General features: G+C 55.8%; 17 protein-coding genes. 12 read left to right on the plus strand and 5 right to left on the minus strand.

The genetic code is table 11. The features are described 5' to 3' along the window. The first annotated feature begins 14 nt into the window (after positions 1–14). Genes ssuD through BLU05_RS09895 form a run of 4 tightly spaced genes read left to right on the plus strand, consistent with a single transcriptional unit; the run spans position 15 to position 3,837 of the window. On the plus strand, positions 15–1,184 hold the full coding sequence (ssuD, locus tag BLU05_RS09880) for an FMNH2-dependent alkanesulfonate monooxygenase (RefSeq protein WP_091879600.1): 1,170 nt from the start codon (positions 15–17) through the stop codon (positions 1,182–1,184). Beyond that, entirely contained in the window at positions 1,181–1,960 is a 780-nt protein-coding gene (locus tag BLU05_RS09885; RefSeq protein ID WP_091879601.1) for an ABC transporter permease subunit, read from the plus strand. Before ssuD ends, BLU05_RS09885 begins: the two co-directional genes overlap by 4 nt. Before the next feature lie 9 nt (positions 1,961–1,969). Further along, positions 1,970–2,776 carry an ATP-binding cassette domain-containing protein gene (locus BLU05_RS09890; RefSeq protein WP_091879603.1) on the plus strand — a complete coding sequence of 269 codons (807 nt, stop codon included), beginning with the start codon at positions 1,970–1,972 and terminating at the stop codon, positions 2,774–2,776. A gap of 50 nt (positions 2,777–2,826) precedes the next feature. Further along, positions 2,827–3,837, plus strand: a complete 1,011-nt coding sequence (locus BLU05_RS09895) for an isopenicillin N synthase family dioxygenase (RefSeq protein ID WP_091879605.1) — start codon at positions 2,827–2,829, stop codon at positions 3,835–3,837. A gap of 77 nt (positions 3,838–3,914) precedes the next feature. On the opposite strand, the gene fsa is transcribed toward BLU05_RS09895, so the two are convergent. Continuing rightward, positions 3,915–4,568, minus strand: coding sequence for a fructose-6-phosphate aldolase (gene fsa / locus BLU05_RS09900; protein WP_091879606.1), 654 nt, complete (start codon positions 4,566–4,568; stop codon positions 3,915–3,917). Positions 4,569–4,659: 91 nt separating this feature from the next. On the opposite strand from fsa, the gene BLU05_RS09905 reads away from it, so the two are divergent. From BLU05_RS09905 to lepB, 8 genes are all read left to right on the plus strand, one after another. Next, complete coding sequence (locus BLU05_RS09905; protein WP_091879608.1) at positions 4,660–6,843, plus strand: primosomal protein N'; 2,184 nt, start codon at positions 4,660–4,662, stop codon at positions 6,841–6,843. Between the two features lie 42 nt (positions 6,844–6,885). Beyond that, positions 6,886–7,275 (plus strand): AGROH133_08824 family phage infection protein, encoded by a 390-nt coding sequence (locus BLU05_RS09910; protein ID WP_091879609.1) that lies wholly within the window; start codon positions 6,886–6,888, stop codon positions 7,273–7,275. A 244-nt stretch (positions 7,276–7,519) separates the two neighbouring features. Then, entirely contained in the window at positions 7,520–8,080 is a 561-nt protein-coding gene (locus BLU05_RS09915; RefSeq protein ID WP_091880225.1) for a F0F1 ATP synthase subunit delta, read from the plus strand. Then, positions 8,080–9,609, plus strand: coding sequence for a F0F1 ATP synthase subunit alpha (gene atpA / locus BLU05_RS09920; protein WP_091879611.1), 1,530 nt, complete (start codon positions 8,080–8,082; stop codon positions 9,607–9,609). Before BLU05_RS09915 ends, atpA begins: the two co-directional genes overlap by 1 nt. A gap of 20 nt (positions 9,610–9,629) precedes the next feature. Further along, positions 9,630–10,508, plus strand: coding sequence for a F0F1 ATP synthase subunit gamma (locus tag BLU05_RS09925; protein ID WP_091879612.1), 879 nt, complete (start codon positions 9,630–9,632; stop codon positions 10,506–10,508). Between the two features lie 18 nt (positions 10,509–10,526). After that, a complete protein-coding gene (atpD, locus tag BLU05_RS09930) occupies positions 10,527–12,143 on the plus strand; it encodes a F0F1 ATP synthase subunit beta (RefSeq protein ID WP_091879614.1) in 1,617 nt (538 codons plus the stop codon). A 91-nt stretch (positions 12,144–12,234) separates the two neighbouring features. Then, complete coding sequence (locus BLU05_RS09935; RefSeq protein WP_091880226.1) at positions 12,235–12,642, plus strand: F0F1 ATP synthase subunit epsilon; 408 nt, start codon at positions 12,235–12,237, stop codon at positions 12,640–12,642. A 68-nt stretch (positions 12,643–12,710) separates the two neighbouring features. Then, positions 12,711–13,661, plus strand: a complete 951-nt coding sequence (lepB, locus tag BLU05_RS09940) for a signal peptidase I (protein ID WP_091879615.1) — start codon at positions 12,711–12,713, stop codon at positions 13,659–13,661. A 29-nt stretch (positions 13,662–13,690) separates the two neighbouring features. Here the strand turns inward: lepB and BLU05_RS09945 are convergent, their stop codons facing one another. From BLU05_RS09945 to BLU05_RS09960, 4 genes are all read right to left on the minus strand, one after another. Then, the gene (locus BLU05_RS09945; RefSeq protein WP_091879617.1) at positions 13,691–14,212 is read right to left on the minus strand and encodes an RNA pyrophosphohydrolase; all 522 of its coding nucleotides are present in this window, start codon (positions 14,210–14,212) and stop codon (positions 13,691–13,693) included. A 39-nt stretch (positions 14,213–14,251) separates the two neighbouring features. Next, on the minus strand, positions 14,252–15,397 hold the full coding sequence (locus BLU05_RS09950; RefSeq protein ID WP_244518247.1) for a divergent polysaccharide deacetylase family protein: 1,146 nt from the start codon (positions 15,395–15,397) through the stop codon (positions 14,252–14,254). A gap of 91 nt (positions 15,398–15,488) precedes the next feature. After that, complete coding sequence (locus tag BLU05_RS09955) at positions 15,489–16,814, minus strand: S41 family peptidase (protein ID WP_091879618.1); 1,326 nt, start codon at positions 16,812–16,814, stop codon at positions 15,489–15,491. Beyond that, positions 16,804–18,096 carry a murein hydrolase activator EnvC family protein gene (locus BLU05_RS09960; RefSeq protein WP_244518249.1) on the minus strand — a complete coding sequence of 431 codons (1,293 nt, stop codon included), beginning with the start codon at positions 18,094–18,096 and terminating at the stop codon, positions 16,804–16,806. Before BLU05_RS09960 ends, BLU05_RS09955 begins: the two co-directional genes overlap by 11 nt. Positions 18,097–18,242 lie beyond the last annotated feature (146 nt).

The raw sequence follows: 18,242 nt of genomic DNA on the forward strand, positions 1-18,242 counted from the left end.
ATTGGAAACACGTCATGACGCAGCCAGCAAACACCTCGCAAGCCCCGCTCGATTTCTTCTGGTTTATTCCCACCCATGGGGATGGAACCTATCTTGGTTCGGAGACCCAGCAGCGCCCGCCGGAGTTCGCGTATTTCAAAGAAATTGCGCAGGCCGTGGATCGGCTGGGCTTTCCCGGCGTGCTGCTACCGACCGGCCAGAGTTGCGAAGATTCGTGGATCACCGCGACGGGCCTTGCCGCCCATACGGAGCGACTGAAATTTTTAGTGGCATTGCGTCCGGGCATCGTCTCGCCGGTGTTTGCTGCCCGTCAGACTGCGGCGCTCGACCGGCTCAGTAATGGCCGTCTGCTGCTTAATGTGGTCGTTGGCGGCAACCCGACAGAACTGGCTGGTGATGGCGTTTTCCTGCCGCATGACCAGCGGTATGAACAGGCTGCCGAATTCCTGAAAATCTGGCAGGGGCTGGTCACTGGCGAGACTGTCAATTTCGAAGGCAAACACTACCGGGTTCAGGGTGGGCGGCTGGACCTGTTGCCGGTGCAGACCCCGCCGCCGCTCTACTTTGGTGGTTCGTCCGATGCCGGTCAGGATTTGGCGGCTGAACAGGTGGATATGTATTTGACCTGGGGCGAGCCTGTCGCTCAGGTCGCCGAGAAGATCGGGCGAGCCCGCAAGAAGGCGGCGCTGAAAGGTCGCAAGCTGCGGTTCGGTATCCGGCTGCATTTCATCGTTCGCGAGACCGAAGACGAGGCATGGGCTGCGGCAGACAGGCTGATCAGCCGTGTGACCGATTCCCAGATCGAGATTGCACAGCAACGTTTTCTAAAAGAGATGGATTCCGTTGGCCAGCGCCGCATGGCGGAACTGCATGGCGGCCGCCGTGACAAGCTGCTTGTTGGGCCTAACCTGTGGGCCGGTGTCGGGCTGGTGCGCGGCGGCGCTGGTACGGCGCTGGTCGGGAGCCCGGAAAGCATTGTAGCGCGTATCCGCGAATATCAGGATGTGGGTATCGATACGATCATCGGTTCCGGTTATCCGCATCTGGAAGAGGCTTACCGCGTGGCAGAGCTGCTATTCCCGAAGCTGGGATTGGGTGGCCGGAAAAGCACACTGCATCAAAACATCGCCAATGAATTTGCCGTTGGTTTCCACGGGGAAAAACGATTGCAGGCCTCCTCATGAGCAGGGCGCTGCAATCCATCGGCCGCAGCGCCATAGGCTGGCTTTTGCCAGCCCTGTTGCTGGTTGGTTGGGAAATCGCATCCCGCGCCGGTCTTATCTCGGCCAATGTCCTGCCTGCGCCCTCAGCGGTTGGCAGTGCATTCTGGAAGCTGCTTCTCTCTGGCGAACTCCTTGAGAATATCCGCATATCGACCCTGCGTGCCCTTAGCGGCTTTGTTGTTGGCGGCGCTATCGGCTTTGGCCTCGGTCTTGCCAATGGTCTTTCGGCGCTCAGCCGGGGGCTGACCGATACCACCATCCAGATGATCCGCAATATTCCGCATCTTGCGCTCATTCCACTGGTCATTTTGTGGTTTGGTATTGATGAGGAAGCAAAGCTGTTTCTGGTCGCGCTTGGTGTGTTCTTTCCGATCTATATCAACACGCTGCTCGGCATTCAGGGTGTTGATCCGCAACTGGTCGAAATGGGTCGCATATACGGCATGTCGCGCTCGCAACTGTTTGTGCGGGTTATTCTTCCGGGCGCCTTGCCCTCCATCTTTGTCGGACTGCGCTATGCGCTCGGGATCATGTGGCTGACACTGATCGTTGCGGAAACCATCTCGGCATCGTCAGGCCTTGGCTATATGGCGATGCAGGCACGGGAATTCCTGCTCATCGATGTGGTTGTCCTGTCGATCCTGATCTACGCGCTTCTCGGGAAACTCGCCGATGCATTGGCACGTTATCTTGAGCGGCTTTCCCTGCAATGGCATCCCGCCTTTCAAAACGCGTGAGGAATGACGATGACCGCAGCCACCATTACTGCCCTCCGATCTTTTGCCGATACCACGGCGCGCGTGACCGTGCCGTCACGGGAGCGCAAGCTCGCCTTTTCGTTCCGTAACGTTACCAAACAGTTCGGCGATAAGACTGTACTGCAGGGTATTGATCTCGATGTTCATGACGGTCAGTTCGTTGCCATTATCGGCAAGAGCGGTTGCGGCAAGAGCACCTTGCTGCGGCTTCTGGCAGGTCTTGATAAGCCGACATCGGGCGAACTTGTGCATGGCGCGGAAACGAAGGACCAGAAGCCCACCCGCATCATGTTTCAGGAGCCAAGACTGCTGCCATGGGCGCGGGTCGGTGCCAATGTGGATGTCGGGTTGACCGGTATCGCCAAGGGAAGAGAAGTTCGTCAGAAGAGCCTCGATATCCTTGCGGAAGTTGGGCTTGCTGATCGCAGTGAGGAATGGCCTTCTGTGCTATCAGGTGGTCAGCGCCAGCGCGTGGCGCTTGCCCGTGCTCTGGTGGGGCATCCCAGCATTCTCGCGCTGGATGAACCGCTCGGCGCGCTTGATGCGCTAACGCGGATCGAGATGCAGCAATTGCTCGAACGTATCTGGCTGAGCAAGAAGTTTACGGCAGTTCTGGTCACGCATGATGTGGCGGAAGCGGTTTCTTTGGCAGATCGTGTTGTTGTGATTGACAGTGGCCGCATTGCGCTTGATCTGGCGATCCCGGTAGAACGACCGCGCCGCCATGCATCGCCGGAACTTGCATTCTTTGAACGACAGATTTTGGATCAGCTTTACAAGCAAAAAGCGCCTTGAAGTCGAGCGGTTTGCGATAGACAATTCAGCCGCATGCGGAGACCCTGATCATGAGCGCCCTGCCCAAAACCGATAGCCTGCCTACACTTGATTTCCGCCGTTATCGCGATTCTGAGCAACGGGAAGATTTCTTTGAGGATTTGCGGCATGCCGCACGAACCTACGGCTTCTTTTATCTGAGCGGTCACGGCGTTTCCGAGCAGTTGCAACGGGACATCGTTGCTATTTCCAAGCGATTCTTTGCCTTGCCCGAGGCGGATAAGATTGCGGTTGAAATGGTCAATTCCCCGCATTTTCGCGGCTATACCCGTGCAGGTTGGGAGCGGACCAAGGGGCAAGCCGACTGGCGCGAACAGTTTGACGTGGGTGCAGAGCGCGTAATCGTCAAACAGGACGCAACAACGCCTCCATGGTCACGGTTGCAGGGTCCCAATCAATGGACTGATGCACTGCCTGATCTGAAATCCATTGTGCTGGAATGGCAGAGCGAGTTGACTCGCGTCGCCATCGAACTGCTACAGGCATTTGCCACGGCGCTAGGTCAGGATCAGGATGTGTTCAAACCCATCTATGAAAAAGCGCCGAACCAGCACCTGAAAATCATCCGTTATCCCGGTCGCGACGCCACAGGCAGCGATCAGGGCGTCGGGGCGCATAAGGATAGTGGTTTTCTAACGTTGCTCCTGCAGGATGTGCAGGGTGGTTTGCAGGTGGAGAAGGATGGCGGCTGGATTGATGCGACGCCGGTTCCCGGCACGTTCGTTATCAATATTGGTGAAATTCTTGAGCTTGCCTCAAATGGTTATCTGAAGGCGACCGTGCACCGGGTTGTCACGCCGCCATCCGGTAAGGATAGGTTGTCAGTGGCGTTCTTCTTTGGCGCGGATCTCAATGCGAATGTGCCGCTTTTGAAGCTGCCTGATGATCTTGCGCAGGAAGCGGGTGGGGCCGATGCGGACCCTGATAATCCTCTGTTCCGGGAAGTCGGGCGCAACTATCTCAAGGGGCGTCTGCGTTCGCATCCTGATGTGGCAGAGCGCCACCATTCTGATCTGTTGTAAGAGCTAATCCTCTCGCAGAAACAAAAAACCCGCCGGGTTTGAACCGGCGGGCGATTTTCTAAAGAAATTTCGTCGAATCAGGCGATCTTCTGACCGGTCTTCGCCCAATCGGCGAGGAAGGTTTCAAGACCCTTGTCCGTCAGCGGATGCTTGACGAGCGACTTGAGCGTTGCCGGTGGGATGGTGGCAACGTCAGCGCCGATCAGAGCAGCTTCCTTGACGTGGTTGACCGTGCGGATCGAAGCAGCAAGGATTTCGGTCTTGTAATCGTAATTGTCATAGATCGTGCGGATTTCTGCGATCAGGTCCATGCCGTTGATGCCCATGTCATCGATGCGGCCAATGAATGGCGAGATGAATGTCGCGCCAGCCTTGGCAGCAAGCAGCGCCTGTGTCGCAGAGAAGCACAATGTCACGTTGACCATGTGGCCATCTGACGTGAGTGCCTTACAAGCCTTCAAACCGTCGAGCGTCAGTGGAACCTTGATGCAGATGTTCTTGGCAATCTTCGAAAGAACTGCTGCTTCTTTCATCATCTGTTCGTATTCGGTCGCGGCAACTTCAGCCGAAACGGGGCCATCAACAATGCTGCAAATCTCTTTGGTGACTTCCAGGATACTGCGGCCGGATTTCAGGATCAGCGACGGGTTGGTGGTTACGCCGTCAAGCAGTCCAAGATCGTTCAGTTCACGGATATCTTTCACATCGGCAGTATCAACGAAAAATTTCATTGGAGCAGTCCTCCTTAAATGGGGCTAAAGGGATGGTGTCCCGGAAAAGTGGCTTTTCTTTAACTGAAAGCCGCGCCAAGGTCACGAGGTTATGACGCAAGATTCGCCTTCCGTGCAAAAAATAGTTCCAGTGCTCGTGCCCATGCCGGCAGCGAAGCCCTATAGCTATGCCGTGCCTGATGGAATGGAAGTCAAAGCGGGCTCAATTGTTCGTGTTCCTTTGGGGCCGCGTGAGGTTGCGGGCATTGTGACCGAAGGCTCGACCGATTCGATTGATGCGAAAAAGCTCAGGCCAATTTCCGAGCTTTTCGATTGCCCGCCCGTTGATAATGACATGATGCGCTTCATGCGCTGGGCTGCCGATTATACGATTTCGCCGCCGGGTATGGTGGCGCGGATGGTTCTGCGGGTTCCCGCTGCCTTTGATCCGGAGCCACCGGTGCCGGGCTTGCGTTTTTCTGGCCAGCAGCCTGAACGGATGACCGGTGCGCGCTCACGCGTGCTTGAACTGGCGGGCGACGGCCTTGCATGGACACGCACTGGCCTTGCCCATGCGGCGGGGGTTTCGGCAACGGTAATTGACGGGCTTTCAGCACAGGGCGTGTTTGAAGAAGTCATGATTCCGGCGCGTCCCGTCGTTGCGCCGCCTGATCCTGACTATGCGCCTGCCGAACTCTCCGGTGATCAGTCCGATGCGGCAAAGCAATTGGTGGATGCGGTTTCAGCAGGTGGTTTCTCAGTCTCCCTGCTCGATGGCGTGACAGGTTCCGGTAAGACGGAAGTCTATTTTGAAGCGGTGGCCAAGGCGATCGAGCAGGGCAAGCAGGTGCTCATCCTTCTTCCCGAAATCGCGCTGACGCAGCAGTTTCTGGAGCGATTCCACGACCGGTTTGGTTCTAAGCCCGCGGAGTGGCATTCCGATCTTGCACCAAAAACGCGCGAACGTGTCTGGCGGCAGGTGATGGAAGGTCAGGTGCGCGTTGTTGCAGGTGCCCGCTCGGCGCTTTTCCTGCCGTTTCAGGAGCTAGGCCTCATCATCGTCGACGAAGAACACGATCCTGCTTACAAGCAGGAAGACCGTGTTTTCTATAATGCGCGTGATATGGCGGTGGTTCGCGGACATATCGGCAGTTTTCCCGTCATTCTCGCCTCGGCAACTCCATCCGTTGAAAGTCAGGTCAATGCGCTGCAGGGGCGCTACACCCGCATCCGTTTGACAGGACGTTACGCGGAAGCGGCGATGCCTGATCTGAAGGCCATCGATATGCGCCGGTCACCACCACGACCGGGCGGGTTCCTGTCTCCCGCACTGGTTGAGGCAATGAACCAGACATTGCAACGCAAGGAACAGTCGCTGCTGTTTCTCAACCGCCGCGGTTATGCTCCGTTGACGCTATGCCGGGTATGCGGGCATCGTTTTCAATGTCCATGCTGTTCAAGCTGGCTGGTCGAGCACCGGTTTCGCGGTCAACTCGTCTGCCATCAATGCGGCCATCACGAGCCCCGGCCAGAGGCTTGCCCATCCTGCGGAACGCTGGATCATCTTGTTGCATGTGGCCCCGGTGTGGAGCGTATAGCCGAGGAGGCAGAAAAGACCTTTCCCGATGCGCGGATCATTGTCCTGTCTTCGGATTTGATGGGTGTAAAGCGATTGCGGCTGGAGCTTGATGCAATTGCACGCGGTGAGGCGGATATTGTCATCGGCACGCAGCTTGTCGCCAAGGGCCACAATTTCCCCAACATGACGCTGGTTGGCGTTGTCGATGCGGATCTGGGGCTTGCCAACGGCGACCCTCGGGCTGCGGAGCGGACGTTCCAACTGCTCAGTCAGGTGACAGGACGGGCCGGTCGTACGGGCAAAAAGAGCCTTGGCCTGCTGCAAACGTATCAGCCTGATCATCCTGTTATGCGCGCGATTGTATCTGGCGATGCGGAAGCGTTTTATGCGCGTGAAATAGAAGAGCGGGAAAGATCGGGCCTGCCGCCCTATGGACGGCTTGGCGCGCTTATCATTTCAGCGGGCACGCGGGCGGAAGCGGAGAACCACGCACGGGCATTGCGCCGCGCCGCGCCGCACTCACCTGAAATCAATGTGCTTGGTCCAGCCGAGGCGCCGCTGGCTCTCATCCGCGGGCGGCATCGCTTTCGGCTTTTGATTCACGGAACACGCAAGGCCGATATCCAGAACTTCATTCGCGCGATATTGAGCGCCGGACCAAAAGAGCGTGGATCAGTGCGCGTGCAGATTGATATCGACCCGCAAAGCTTTCTATAAGCAAACAGCGGAAATGGTTAACGCGATGAGGGCGGAAGAATGATGGAATTGTATTGGCCAGCCAGTCAAGGCGAGTGGATCGCCTGGAGTTCTGCCGCTGTCACCGTTGTCTTTGGTCTGATCATGTTTTTTGCGCCGCGCATCGCTTTCAGGATTTTGCGCCTGCAAACCGTGCCTGCCCATCCTGAAGCCTTGTCCGAAGCGCGCGCCACCATGGCGGGTTTCTATCTGGGGCTGGGAATTTGCGCACTTGTCTTTGCACAGCCCTTCCTGTGGATCGCGCTTGGCGCGTCCTGGGGCTTCACTGTTTTTGGCCGCCTGATCTCGATGATGTCCGATCGCGGCAATACGCTTTACAACTGGATTTCCGTCCTGATTGAACTGGCACTGGCGGCAGGCCCATTGGCATTCGCCTTCGGCTTTATCGCCTAGTTCTTGCGGCTAATAGTTGAGTGGCAAATTCATAAAACCACTGCTGCGGCAATTCTGACGCCAGTTTTCGCGGATTCGCGTGTTGCGACTCCTGCTTCTCTATGCTAGACGGCATTCAAATCTCGTCGGGGGACAGTTTCAAGGTTGTTTCCGCGGCGATAAAAAATCAATAATGCCAAAGATTTGACCGAAAATTCCTTTTGGTTTCCCGATTTTTGGCTTCAACGCAGAGAGCTTGTCGTTCGTGGCAGAAACTTCGTCGCTCATATCCGGTGTTGCCCAGCGTTATGCGGGCTCGCTGTTCGACCTCGCGCTGGAAGCAAAATCAGTCGCTGAAGTAGAAAAGAATCTGGGTCAATTCGAGGCGCTCGTCAATGGCAGCGCTGACCTGAAGCGCCTGATCGAGAGCCCGGTTTTTTCGGCGGAAGATCAGGAAAAGGCGATTTCAGCCGTCCTGGCCAAAGCCAAGATCGGTGGCCTCGTTGCCAATTTCCTGCGCGTCGTGGCTCAGAACCGCCGTCTGTTTGCGGTTCCATCCATGATACAGGCCTTCCGCAATATCGCTGCGGAAAATCGCGGCGAGGTTTCGGCAGATGTTACTTCTGCGCACGCTTTGACTGCCGCGCAGCAAACAGAATTGAAGGCCACGCTGAAAAGCGTCGCCGGCAAGGACGTGACAATCAATGTCACCGTTGATCCGTCGATCCTTGGAGGTCTCATCGTCAAGTTGGGGTCCCGCCAGATCGACACTTCACTTCGCACAAAACTTTCTTCGCTTAAGCTTGTACTGAAAGAGGTCGGCTGATGGACATCCGCGCCGCGGAAATTTCCGCAATCCTGAAAGAGCAAATCAAGAATTTCGGCAAGGAGGCAGAAGTCTCCGAAGTCGGTCAGGTTCTATCCGTCGGTGACGGTATTGCTCGTGTATATGGTCTGGACAATGTTCAGGCTGGTGAAATGGTCGAGTTCCCGGACGGTACCCGTGGCATGGCCCTGAACCTTGAAAGCGACAACGTCGGCGTTGTTATTTTCGGTTCGGACCGTGACATCAAGGAAGGCGATATCGTCAAGCGCACAGGCGCTATCGTTGACGTTCCAGTCGGCAAGGAATTGCTCGGCCGCGTTGTTGACGCGCTCGGCAATCCAATCGACGGCAAGGGTCCGATCAAGGCAAAGCAGCGCTCGCGCGTTGACGTCAAGGCGCCCGGCATCATCCCCCGCAAGTCGGTGCATGAGCCAATGTCGACAGGCCTCAAGGCTATCGATGCGCTGATCCCGGTTGGTCGTGGCCAGCGCGAGCTTGTCATCGGTGACCGTCAGACCGGTAAGACCGCGATCATTCTCGACACGTTCCTCAATCAGAAGCCGGCTCACGATGCTGGCAATGAGAGCGAGCGTCTTTACTGCGTTTACGTTGCTATCGGCCAGAAGCGTTCGACAGTTGCGCAGTTCGTCAAGATCCTCGAAGAGCGCGGTGCGCTTGAATATTCCATCGTTGTTGCCGCTACGGCTTCCGATCCTGCGCCTATGCAGTATCTGGCACCGTTTGCCGGCTGCGCCATGGGCGAGTACTTCCGTGACAACGGCATGCATGCGCTGATCGGTTATGACGATCTGTCCAAGCAGGCTGTGGCTTATCGTCAGATGTCGCTGTTGCTGCGTCGTCCTCCGGGCCGCGAAGCTTATCCTGGTGACGTTTTCTATCTGCATTCCCGTCTGCTTGAGCGCTCTGCCAAGCTCAATGATGAGAATGGTGCTGGTTCCTTGACCGCCCTGCCAGTCATTGAAACTCAGGCGAACGACGTTTCAGCTTACATCCCGACCAACGTGATTTCGATCACTGACGGTCAGATCTTCCTCGAAACCAACCTGTTCTATCAGGGTATCCGCCCGGCTGTTAACGTCGGTCTGTCGGTTTCCCGCGTTGGTTCTGCCGCGCAGATCAAGGCGATGAAGCAGGTTGCCGGTTCGATCAAGGGTGAGCTGTCGCAGTACCGCGAAATGGCGGCCTTTGCGCAGTTCGGTTCCGATCTTGATGCTTCCACCCAGCGCCTGCTTAATCGCGGTGCACGCCTCACTGAACTTCTGAAGCAGCCGCAGTTCTCGCCGCTGAAAACCGAAGAACAGGTTGCGGTGATTTTCGCTGGTGTGAACGGTTATCTCGACAAGCTGGCTGTTAATCAGGTCAGCAAGTTTGAGCAGGGCCTACTCACATGGCTGCGTACCGAGAGCAAGGATGTTCTGGATGCGATTGCCAAAGAAAAGCAGCTGAGCGACGATATCAAGGGCAAGCTTAAAGCTGCCGTTGATGCCTTTGCCAAGTCTTTCGCTTAAACCACTGACGGGATGAACGGATGCCTTCGTTAAAGGATCTGAGAAACCGGATCGCCTCGGTCAAGGCGACGCAGAAAATCACCAAGGCGATGCAAATGGTCGCCGCGGCGAAGCTGCGTCGTGCGCAGGAAGCTGCGGAAGCCGCGCGTCCCTATTCACAGCGCATGGCCGCAGTTCTGGCCAACATCGCCGCCAATGTCGATGGTGACGATGCGCCTATTCTGATGAGCGGAACCGGTAAGGACGATGTGCATTTGCTCGTCGTCTGCACGTCGGAGCGTGGTCTTTGCGGCGGTTTCAACTCGCAGATCGTTCGTCTGGCACGTGAACATGCGCGCCGCCTTCTCGCCGATGGCAAGACGATCAAGATCATCACTGTTGGCAAGAAGGGCGCAGACATACTGCGCCGCGATCTTAGCAAGCAGATAATCGAGCATGTTGATCTGCGCGAAGTAAAGCAGGTTGGTTTTGTTAACGCCGATCAGATCGGCCACAAGATCATTGCCCTTTACAATGAAGGTGCATTCGACGTCGCCACTTTGTTCTATTCAGAATTCAAGTCGGTGATTTCGCAGATTCCAACTGCACAGCAGCTGATCCCGGCCAGCGCCATTGGCGATGCTGAACCGGAAACAGCAGGCGATGCGGTTTATGAATATGAGCCAGATCCGGCCGCCATCCTCGGCGATCTGATCCCGCGTAATATTTCCGTCCAGGTTTTCCGCGCTCTCCTTGAAAACGCGGCATCGGAACAGGGTGCGCGCATGTCCGCCATGGACAACGCAACCCGCAATGCCGGTGACATGATCAACAAGTTGACAATGTCGTACAACCGTCAGCGTCAGGCTCAGATCACCAAAGAACTGATTGAAATCATTTCGGGCGCGGAAGCGCTCTAATCGCGAAGGTAAGGATCGATGGCAAAAGCAGCGACCCCGAAAACACCCGCAGCCGCCAAGGCAGCTGCACCCAAGGTAGCGGCTGCAAAAGCAGTTGCACCTAAGGCAGCGGCCGCAAAAGCTGCTGCTCCGAAGGCTGAAGCAAAGGTTGCCGCTCCCGCAGCAGCAAAGACCGCTAAGGCATCGGCAACACCAAAGACTGCAGTGAAGACGACTGGTGTCGCCGGGCATATCAGCCAGGTCATCGGCGCCGTTGTCGACGTGCACTTTGAAGGTGGCAATCTGCCTAAAATTCTGAACGCGCTCGAAACCGATAACCTCGGCAATCGTCTGGTTCTCGAAGTTGCGCAGCATCTGGGTGAAAACACTGTTCGCACCATCGCCATGGACTCGACCGAAGGTCTGGTTCGCGGCGCGGCTGTCTACGACACTGGTTCGGCGATCATGGTTCCGGTTGGTCCGGAAACACTCGGCCGTATCATGAACGTCATCGGCGAGCCGGTTGACGAAGCTGGTCCGATCAATGCGAAGCTGACCCGCGCTATCCACCAGCCAGCCCCTGAATATGTCGAGCAGTCGACAGAAGCCCAGATCCTGGTAACAGGCATCAAGGTTATCGATCTGCTCGCGCCTTATGCTCGCGGTGGTAAGATCGGCCTCTTCGGCGGTGCCGGCGTTGGCAAGACAGTTCTGATCATGGAATTGATCAACAACGTCGCCAAGGCGCATGGTGGTTACTCGGTATTTGCCGGTGTGGGCGAACGCACCCGTGAAGGCAACGATCTTTACCACGAAATGATCGAGTCTGGCGTGAACAAGGCTGGTGGCGGCGAAGGCTCCAAGGCCGCACTGGTTTACGGTCAGATGAATGAGCCACCAGGGGCGCGTGCCCGTGTTGCTCTGTCAGGTCTGACAGTTGCGGAGCATTTCCGTGATGAAGGTCAGGACGTTCTGTTCTTCGTGGACAATATTTTCCGCTTCACGCAGGCTGGTTCCGAATTGTCCGCTCTGCTTGGACGTATTCCGTCCGCCGTGGGTTATCAGCCAACGCTGGCAACCGATATGGGCCAGATGCAGGAACGCATCACCACGACGCATAAGGGTTCGATCACATCCGTGCAGGCCATTTACGTGCCTGCCGACGATTTGACCGATCCGGCGCCTGCAACATCCTTCGCGCATCTTGATGCGACGACGAACCTCAACCGTGCGATCTCTGAAAAGGGTATTTATCCGGCTGTGGACCCGCTCGATTCGACATCGCGCATGCTCGATCCGCTGATCGTTGGTGAAGAACATTACGGGATTGCCCGTCAGGTGCAGTCGATCCTGCAGCGTTACAAGTCCTTGCAAGACATCATCGCCATTCTCGGCATGGACGAACTGTCGGAAGAAGACAAGATCACGGTCGCCCGCGCCCGCAAGATCGAACGCTTCCTGTCGCAGCCGTTCTTCGTTGCGGAAATCTTCACCGGTTCGCCGGGCAAGCTGGTTGATCTGGCTGACACCATCAAGGGCTTCAAGGGCCTTTGCAACGGTGACTATGATCACCTGCCGGAAGCAGCATTCTACATGGTCGGCTCCATTGATGAGGCGATCGAAAAGGCACAGCGTCTGGCAGCGGAAGCTGCCTGATCTGAAACATAATGGCGGGCTTCGGCCCGCCCTTTCTTGTCAAGGCCATCCCTTCTATCAGGTCAATGACCGCAGGAATTGAGTGAATATCATGGCAGAAGCCTTCCATTTTGAACTTGTGTCACCCGAACGTCTGCTCCTCTCGGAAGAAGTCACCGAAGTTGTGGTTCCGGGTACGGAAGGCTATATGACAGTGATGGCGCACCATGCGCCGCTGATGGCGACAGTGAAGCCGGGCGTTGTTACGGTGAAACTGGCTGACGGCAAGCCCGACAGCTATGTTGTGTTCGGTGGTTTTGTTGATGTGACGCCTGATGGTTGCACACTCCTCGCAGAATCGGCGGTACACGTCACTGATATAAAGGCTGATGAACTTCAGAACCGTATCAAAGACGCCCGCGAAGACTTCGAAGACGCGACAACACGCGAACAGCGCGCCAAGGCAGAAGACCTTCTCGGTCAACTGACGACACTGCAGGAAGCCATCAAGGCTGCTTGATTGATCATAGGCAATCGTCAATGATTGAAAGCGGGCCTTTGGTCCGCTTTTTGTTGTGAGGGTCCTCTATGTCGTTGTTGAAGCCACGCGGTCCAGTTTCTACTTTCCTCATATCAATCTTGGGTGATCCGGTCGCTGGTTTGTTGTGGATCGGTCGAGGCCGGTTGGCTGTCCTCGCCGCGATCATACTATATGGCGCTGTAATTGCTGTTTGCTATGTGGGTATCCCGCCGTTTTCTCTCAAAGGACTGCCTAGTCCGATTTTCCTGAATATTATCGTGAAAGCGGCGCTCGCAGTCGGCGTTTGTATTCTTGCAACCAAGTCCATCCCAAAATGGTATTCAAGAGGCTACAGCCTGACACCGGTGTATATTGCTTGTTCCTTGATTTTGGCGCTTGTGGTTCGCAGTTTCATTTTGCAGCCGTTCAGTATGCCGAGCAGCAGCATGGCGCCTACATTGGTTGTCGGCGATCATTTCTTTGCGTCAAAATCAGCGTATGGGTATAGCCGATACAGCGCTCCGTTGGAATTATTACCGATAGAGAGAAGCGCTCTCTCAAAAACTCCAGAGCGTGGTGATATCGTAGTATTCCGCATGGACGGGGTTGATTATGTTAAGCGTGTTATCGGTTTACCGGGCGAAACGGTTCAGATGATTGACGGTGTTCTCAACATCAATGCAAAGTCGGTTAAACTCGAGAAAATTGGTACCTATCCTTACGGCGAAGGCGGAGCTAAGCGGCCGGTTCCTCTGGAGCGGGAGACCTTGCCGAATGGGATATCCTACACGATCCTGAACATGATGGATGGAAGTGTAGGGGACAATACAAAGGTCTATGATGTTCCTGCAGGACATTACTTCGTGATGGGTGACAACAGGGACAATTCAGCCGATAGTCGTTTTGGACTTGGACCGGTTCCATTTGAAAATATCTTCGCTAAAGCGATGCGGATTTTCTGGAATTCGGAAGGGATTAGTTATTCGGAACGGCAGTCACTCGTTCCAGTGAAAGAATAAGTAGTTTCGAGTGGCTAGATATTTAGCTTTCACGCCAGATGCTGGAAAGCCGCAACGACCTGCTCATAAACCCGGCGCTTGAACGGCACGATGAGATCAGGCAATTGTGCCATTGGCTTCCATGCCCATTCATCAAATTCAGCCGTGTGGCCGCCGGGCGGGGGATTGATCGCGATCTCGCTTTCATCGCCGGTAAATGCGTAGGCGAACCATTTCTGTGTCTGGCCGCGATATTTGCCTTTCAGCGCGATTCCAACAAGTTCTGGCGGCAGATCATAATTGATCCAGTCTGGTGCTTCAGCGAGCAGGGAAACGGTTTTCATGCCGGTTTCCTCGTAGAGTTCGCGGCGCGCAGCAATCTCGGCATCCTCGCCCTTGTCGATGCCGCCCTGTGGCATCTGCCAAAGCTGGGTTGCACCTTCCATCTCGTCATTGGGTATAACGATGCGATGTCCCGCCCAGACGAGCCTGTCTGCATTGAGGACCATAATGCCAACGCAAGGCCGGTAGGGGAGCGTCTCCGGGTCGACAGGCCCATGTTTCTTGCTCATGAGATTACTCCACTGCGCGTGAGATGGTGATGATGGTGCCTAGCCCTTTTCAGGGTCCCGGACAAGGGCGGAAACCGGCACAATCTCGATCCCTCGGGTTTTGGCTTCATTGGCCCATGCGGCGACGGCGTCTACCGTAACGTCAAAGGCTGAGCCTGTCCCGATGGCTGTACCTTTGGCGCGGGCTATGCGCTCCAGCTCGTCCAGTTTCTTGAGAATGCTGCCCCGATCCTGCGAACCGTCGATCAGCACGTCGGCTGCCGCAAAAGGTGTTCCCTGCTGTGCTGCTATTGTATCGGCTTGACTGCGGGCTGAACTGCCGTCATCCAGATAAAGCAGACCGCGCTTCGCCACGTCTTGCATGACGGAGGTCATCGCCTTGGTATCAGCGGTAAAGCGGGCGCCCATATAGTTCACAATGCCGGTATAATTGGTAATACGGCCCATGGTCTTGTGCAAACTATCCAGCGTCTCGGCCGCAGGCGCATCGACTGTCAATGTGTTTCGACCGGGATTGACGCGCGGATAGTCAAATGGCTCCAGCGGAACCTGCATCAGCAGTTCGTGACCGCTCTGGCGTGCCGTTTGCATCCAGCGGGTGAGGCTGTTGCCTTCGGGGGCAAAGGCCAGCGTCACTTCTGCGGGCAGCACTCCGATAGCGCGCTGTGTGCCTGTTTGAGACATGCCAAGCCCGCCTATGACAATGGCCACGCGTGCACCGCGCGCGCCAGACCAAGACCGGGCATAGGTATCAAGTGGCCTTCGACCATCGGGCGCGGTAATCGGCAAAAGGCCTTGGGCTGTTTCCTCAAGCAGATCGCGATCAGGAATATGCGCGGTCAATGGATTCTGCGATTGTCTCGCGGGATCGCCGACTACAATTATTTTCGGGCCGCCGGGACTTGTTGGCACATTTTCCGATCGTGTGCTTGCTGCCGGTGGCTTGGTCGCTGCGGATGCGATCTTCGGTTGTGGCGGCGTTGCCTCGGCGATCTCAGGCTTTTTCGGCTCCGGGGGTGGATTGCGAAAACCATGATTGCTTGTCAGTGAAATCAGCAATGCCACCGCGCCTATACCCAGCACGGCAGCCGAAGGCATCAGCCAGCGAGTGCCAGCCTTGCGATCAGATTTCTCTTTAGGCCGTTTGCTGTTTTGTCCCAGCGGCCTGTTGATGTCGGAATTCACGCGCTTTGGCCGATGACGGAGGGAGAAGGAGGGGAAATATCACTGTTTAAAAAATGGGGACCAGACAAAGTGCCCGGTCCCCGTTCTCATATTAGTTTGGCACACCCTTTGTCGGGTCTGCCGGGAATGCTGCGTTGGCCTGTTCGCCCCGCAGAAGCTTCAGGGCTTCGATCAACTGCAGATCATCCTTTGGATCTGGCGGAACATAGGCAATGGAGCCCGAACCTTCTGCATCTTCCTGAACGCCTTTGATGTGGCCTTTCAGGCTGGATTCGCTCATCGTCTCGGCACGGCCCTTGAGCTCATCGGGCAATGGCTGATCGACAGCGATATCCGGGACAATACCCTTGCCCTGAATAGACTTGCCGGCAGGCGTATAATAAAGCGCTGTCGTCAGGCGCAGTGCGCCATTTTCACCCAGCGGGATAATTGTCTGCACGGAACCCTTGCCGAAGGAACGTGTACCAAGCACCGTTGCACGGCGATGATCCTGCAGCGCGCCAGCAACAATTTCAGACGCGCTGGCTGAACCGCCATTGATCATAACGATCAGCGGCTTGCCATTGGTCAAATCGCCGGGGCGGGCGTCGAAACGGGTGATGTCCTGCGGATCGCGGCCACGGGTCGATACAACTTCACCCTTGTCGAGGAAGGCATCGGATACGGCGACCGCCTGATCCAGAAGGCCGCCCGGATTAAGACGCAGGTCCAGTACAAAGCCCTTGAGCTTGTCCTCTGGCACCTTGCTCTGAATATCCTTGATTGCCTTCTGCAGGTCTTCAAAGGTCTGTTCGGTGAAGGAGATGACGCGGACATAACCAACATCGTTCTCGACGCGATATTTGACGGCCTTTACCTTCACGACGTCACGAACGATCGTCAGTTTGATCGGCTTGTCTGCGCCCTGACGGATAAGTGTCAGTTCAATAGGCGTGTTGACCTCGCCGCGCATCTTGTCGACGGCATCGGTCAGGTTCAGTCCACGAACATCGGTACCATCAATCTGGGAAATATAATCGCCAGCCAGAACACCTGCCTTGGATGCCGGTGTGTCTTCGATGGGGGAAATGACTTTCACAAGTTCATTTTCCATCGTGACTTCAATACCAAGACCGCCAAATTCGCCCTTGGTCTGAACGCGCATGTCCTGCGCCTGTTCAGCGTTCATGTAGGATGAATGGGGGTCGAGCGACGTCAGCATGCCATTGATGGCGCTTTCAATCAGCTTCTTGTCATCCGGCGGGGTGACGTACTGATTGCGTACGCGCTCAAAGATGTCACCGAAGATCGACAGTTGCTTGTATGTGTCGTTGCCCGCAGCTTCTGCAGCGGTTGTGGGCAGCGAACCCTGCACAACGACCATTGCCGTGGCACCCAACAGGGCTCCGGCCATGAGAAGCGTTAACCTACGTATCATTTGTGGTCCTTCCAGCGAGCCTATCCGCCCACCAGGGAGCGGGATTAACAGGTTTTGTATCTTTTCGGAACTCAATGTAAAGCATTGGCGCTCCATTTCCCATCTGAACGGTGCCGGTACTGGCGACAAGTTGCTCGTTCATCACACCAACAGGCTCTCCCGCCAAAACGAATTGATTCTGCGAGACATTGATTCTCTTCATACCCGCCAACACGACATGATAGCCATTGCCGGCATCAAGGATCAAGAGTTGACCATAGGAGCGGAATGCGCCGGCATAAAGGACGACGGCATCCGTAGGCGCCGTAATGGTTGCTCCGGCGGATGTTTCCAGCGTGTCGCCCTGCAAAATTCCGCCCAAGCCGTCATCATCGCCAAAATGCCTGATCAGCTTGCCTGCGCCCGGCATGGAAAGATGGCCCTTGAGTGAGGCAAAATTCACCTTTGCGGAAAGGCGCTCCTGATTGGAAGCAAAATTATCGGCACGCTCCTTACTCGCAGCAAGTTTCTGCTCTTCCTTCTGGTTGGCGGCACTCGCAGCTTTGCGCGCCTCTTCCATATCCTGTTCCATTGAGGCGATGAGATCGCGCAGCGACGTCGCCTTCCTTGCCAATTCTTCCGCCCGTTGTTGTTCCGCCTTACGGGTCTCTTCGGAGGTTGTCTGCAGCTTCTGCTTTTCGGCAAGCAGTAAATCCAGCCGTTTCTTTTCTTCGGCCTGTCCTGACATGGCGGCGGTCAACCGGGTCTGTTCATCTGAAATCGATGTCTTGATCCGGGTCAATTCCTTAAGGTCTGCAATCAGCACTTCGGTCTGTTCGCGCATTTCGGGAACGACAGCACCAAGCAGGACAGCACTTCTGACGGAAGCAAGTGCGTCATCAGGACGTACGAGGATAGCGGGCGGGGGATTGAGGCCCATGCGCTGCAGGGCGGCAAGCACTTCGGCAAGGGCACCACGGCGCTCTCTCAAGGACAACTTTATACCGTCTTCCTGCTCCCGCAGGTCGGTCAGCTTGTCGCCAATTCCGGCAATATCTTCCGTAAGTTTCTTTTCGGTCTTGGCCGACTGGATGAGCGCGGCCGTTATGGTTGTCTGATCTTTTTTCAGATCAGCTATTTCCTTATCGAGCGAGGCGACGCGTTCGGAAGACAGACTGATCTGCCCCGTGACTTCATCCAATTGCTTGACGGTTTCGGCACGTTTTGGATCGACTTGTTCCTGAGCCCTTGCAGGGAAAACGCAGGCAAACATCAAAAGAAGGAGACCGGCACACGCGCCCATAGTCTTCCCTGAACCGATTGTTGCTTTTGAAACCAGAAAACGCATATGCGGACCGAAATGAATTATGATTAGAGCCCGACAATAGGAAGACTTCGATTAATGAACTATTAACCATAAACCATCCACGCCGGATATTAGCGTGATGC

It is taken from the genome of Phyllobacterium sp. OV277, from assembly GCF_900104355.1.
Classification (GTDB): Bacteria; Pseudomonadota; Alphaproteobacteria; order Rhizobiales; family Rhizobiaceae; genus Phyllobacterium.

Bases quoted from the DNA above. Each gene is read 5' to 3' on its own strand.
- ssuD (WP_091879600.1), top strand. From the start codon at position 15: ATGACGCAGCCAGCAAACACCTCGCAAGCCCCGCTCGATTTCTTCTGG.
- BLU05_RS09885 (WP_091879601.1), top strand. From the start codon at position 1,181: ATGAGCAGGGCGCTGCAATCCATCGGCCGCAGCGCCATAGGCTGGCTT.
- BLU05_RS09890 (WP_091879603.1), top strand. From the start codon at position 1,970: ATGACCGCAGCCACCATTACTGCCCTCCGATCTTTTGCCGATACCACG.
- BLU05_RS09895 (WP_091879605.1), top strand. From the start codon at position 2,827: ATGAGCGCCCTGCCCAAAACCGATAGCCTGCCTACACTTGATTTCCGC.
- fsa (WP_091879606.1), bottom strand. From the start codon at position 4,568: ATGAAATTTTTCGTTGATACTGCCGATGTGAAAGATATCCGTGAACTG.
- BLU05_RS09905 (WP_091879608.1), top strand. From the start codon at position 4,660: ATGACGCAAGATTCGCCTTCCGTGCAAAAAATAGTTCCAGTGCTCGTG.
- BLU05_RS09910 (WP_091879609.1), top strand. From the start codon at position 6,886: ATGGAATTGTATTGGCCAGCCAGTCAAGGCGAGTGGATCGCCTGGAGT.
- atpA (WP_091879611.1), top strand. From the start codon at position 8,080: ATGGACATCCGCGCCGCGGAAATTTCCGCAATCCTGAAAGAGCAAATC.
- BLU05_RS09925 (WP_091879612.1), top strand. From the start codon at position 9,630: ATGCCTTCGTTAAAGGATCTGAGAAACCGGATCGCCTCGGTCAAGGCG.
- atpD (WP_091879614.1), top strand. From the start codon at position 10,527: ATGGCAAAAGCAGCGACCCCGAAAACACCCGCAGCCGCCAAGGCAGCT.
- BLU05_RS09935 (WP_091880226.1), top strand. From the start codon at position 12,235: ATGGCAGAAGCCTTCCATTTTGAACTTGTGTCACCCGAACGTCTGCTC.
- lepB (WP_091879615.1), top strand. From the start codon at position 12,711: ATGTCGTTGTTGAAGCCACGCGGTCCAGTTTCTACTTTCCTCATATCA.
- BLU05_RS09945 (WP_091879617.1), bottom strand. From the start codon at position 14,212: ATGAGCAAGAAACATGGGCCTGTCGACCCGGAGACGCTCCCCTACCGG.
- BLU05_RS09955 (WP_091879618.1), bottom strand. From the start codon at position 16,814: ATGATACGTAGGTTAACGCTTCTCATGGCCGGAGCCCTGTTGGGTGCC.
- BLU05_RS09960 (WP_244518249.1), bottom strand. From the start codon at position 18,096: ATGGGCGCGTGTGCCGGTCTCCTTCTTTTGATGTTTGCCTGCGTTTTC.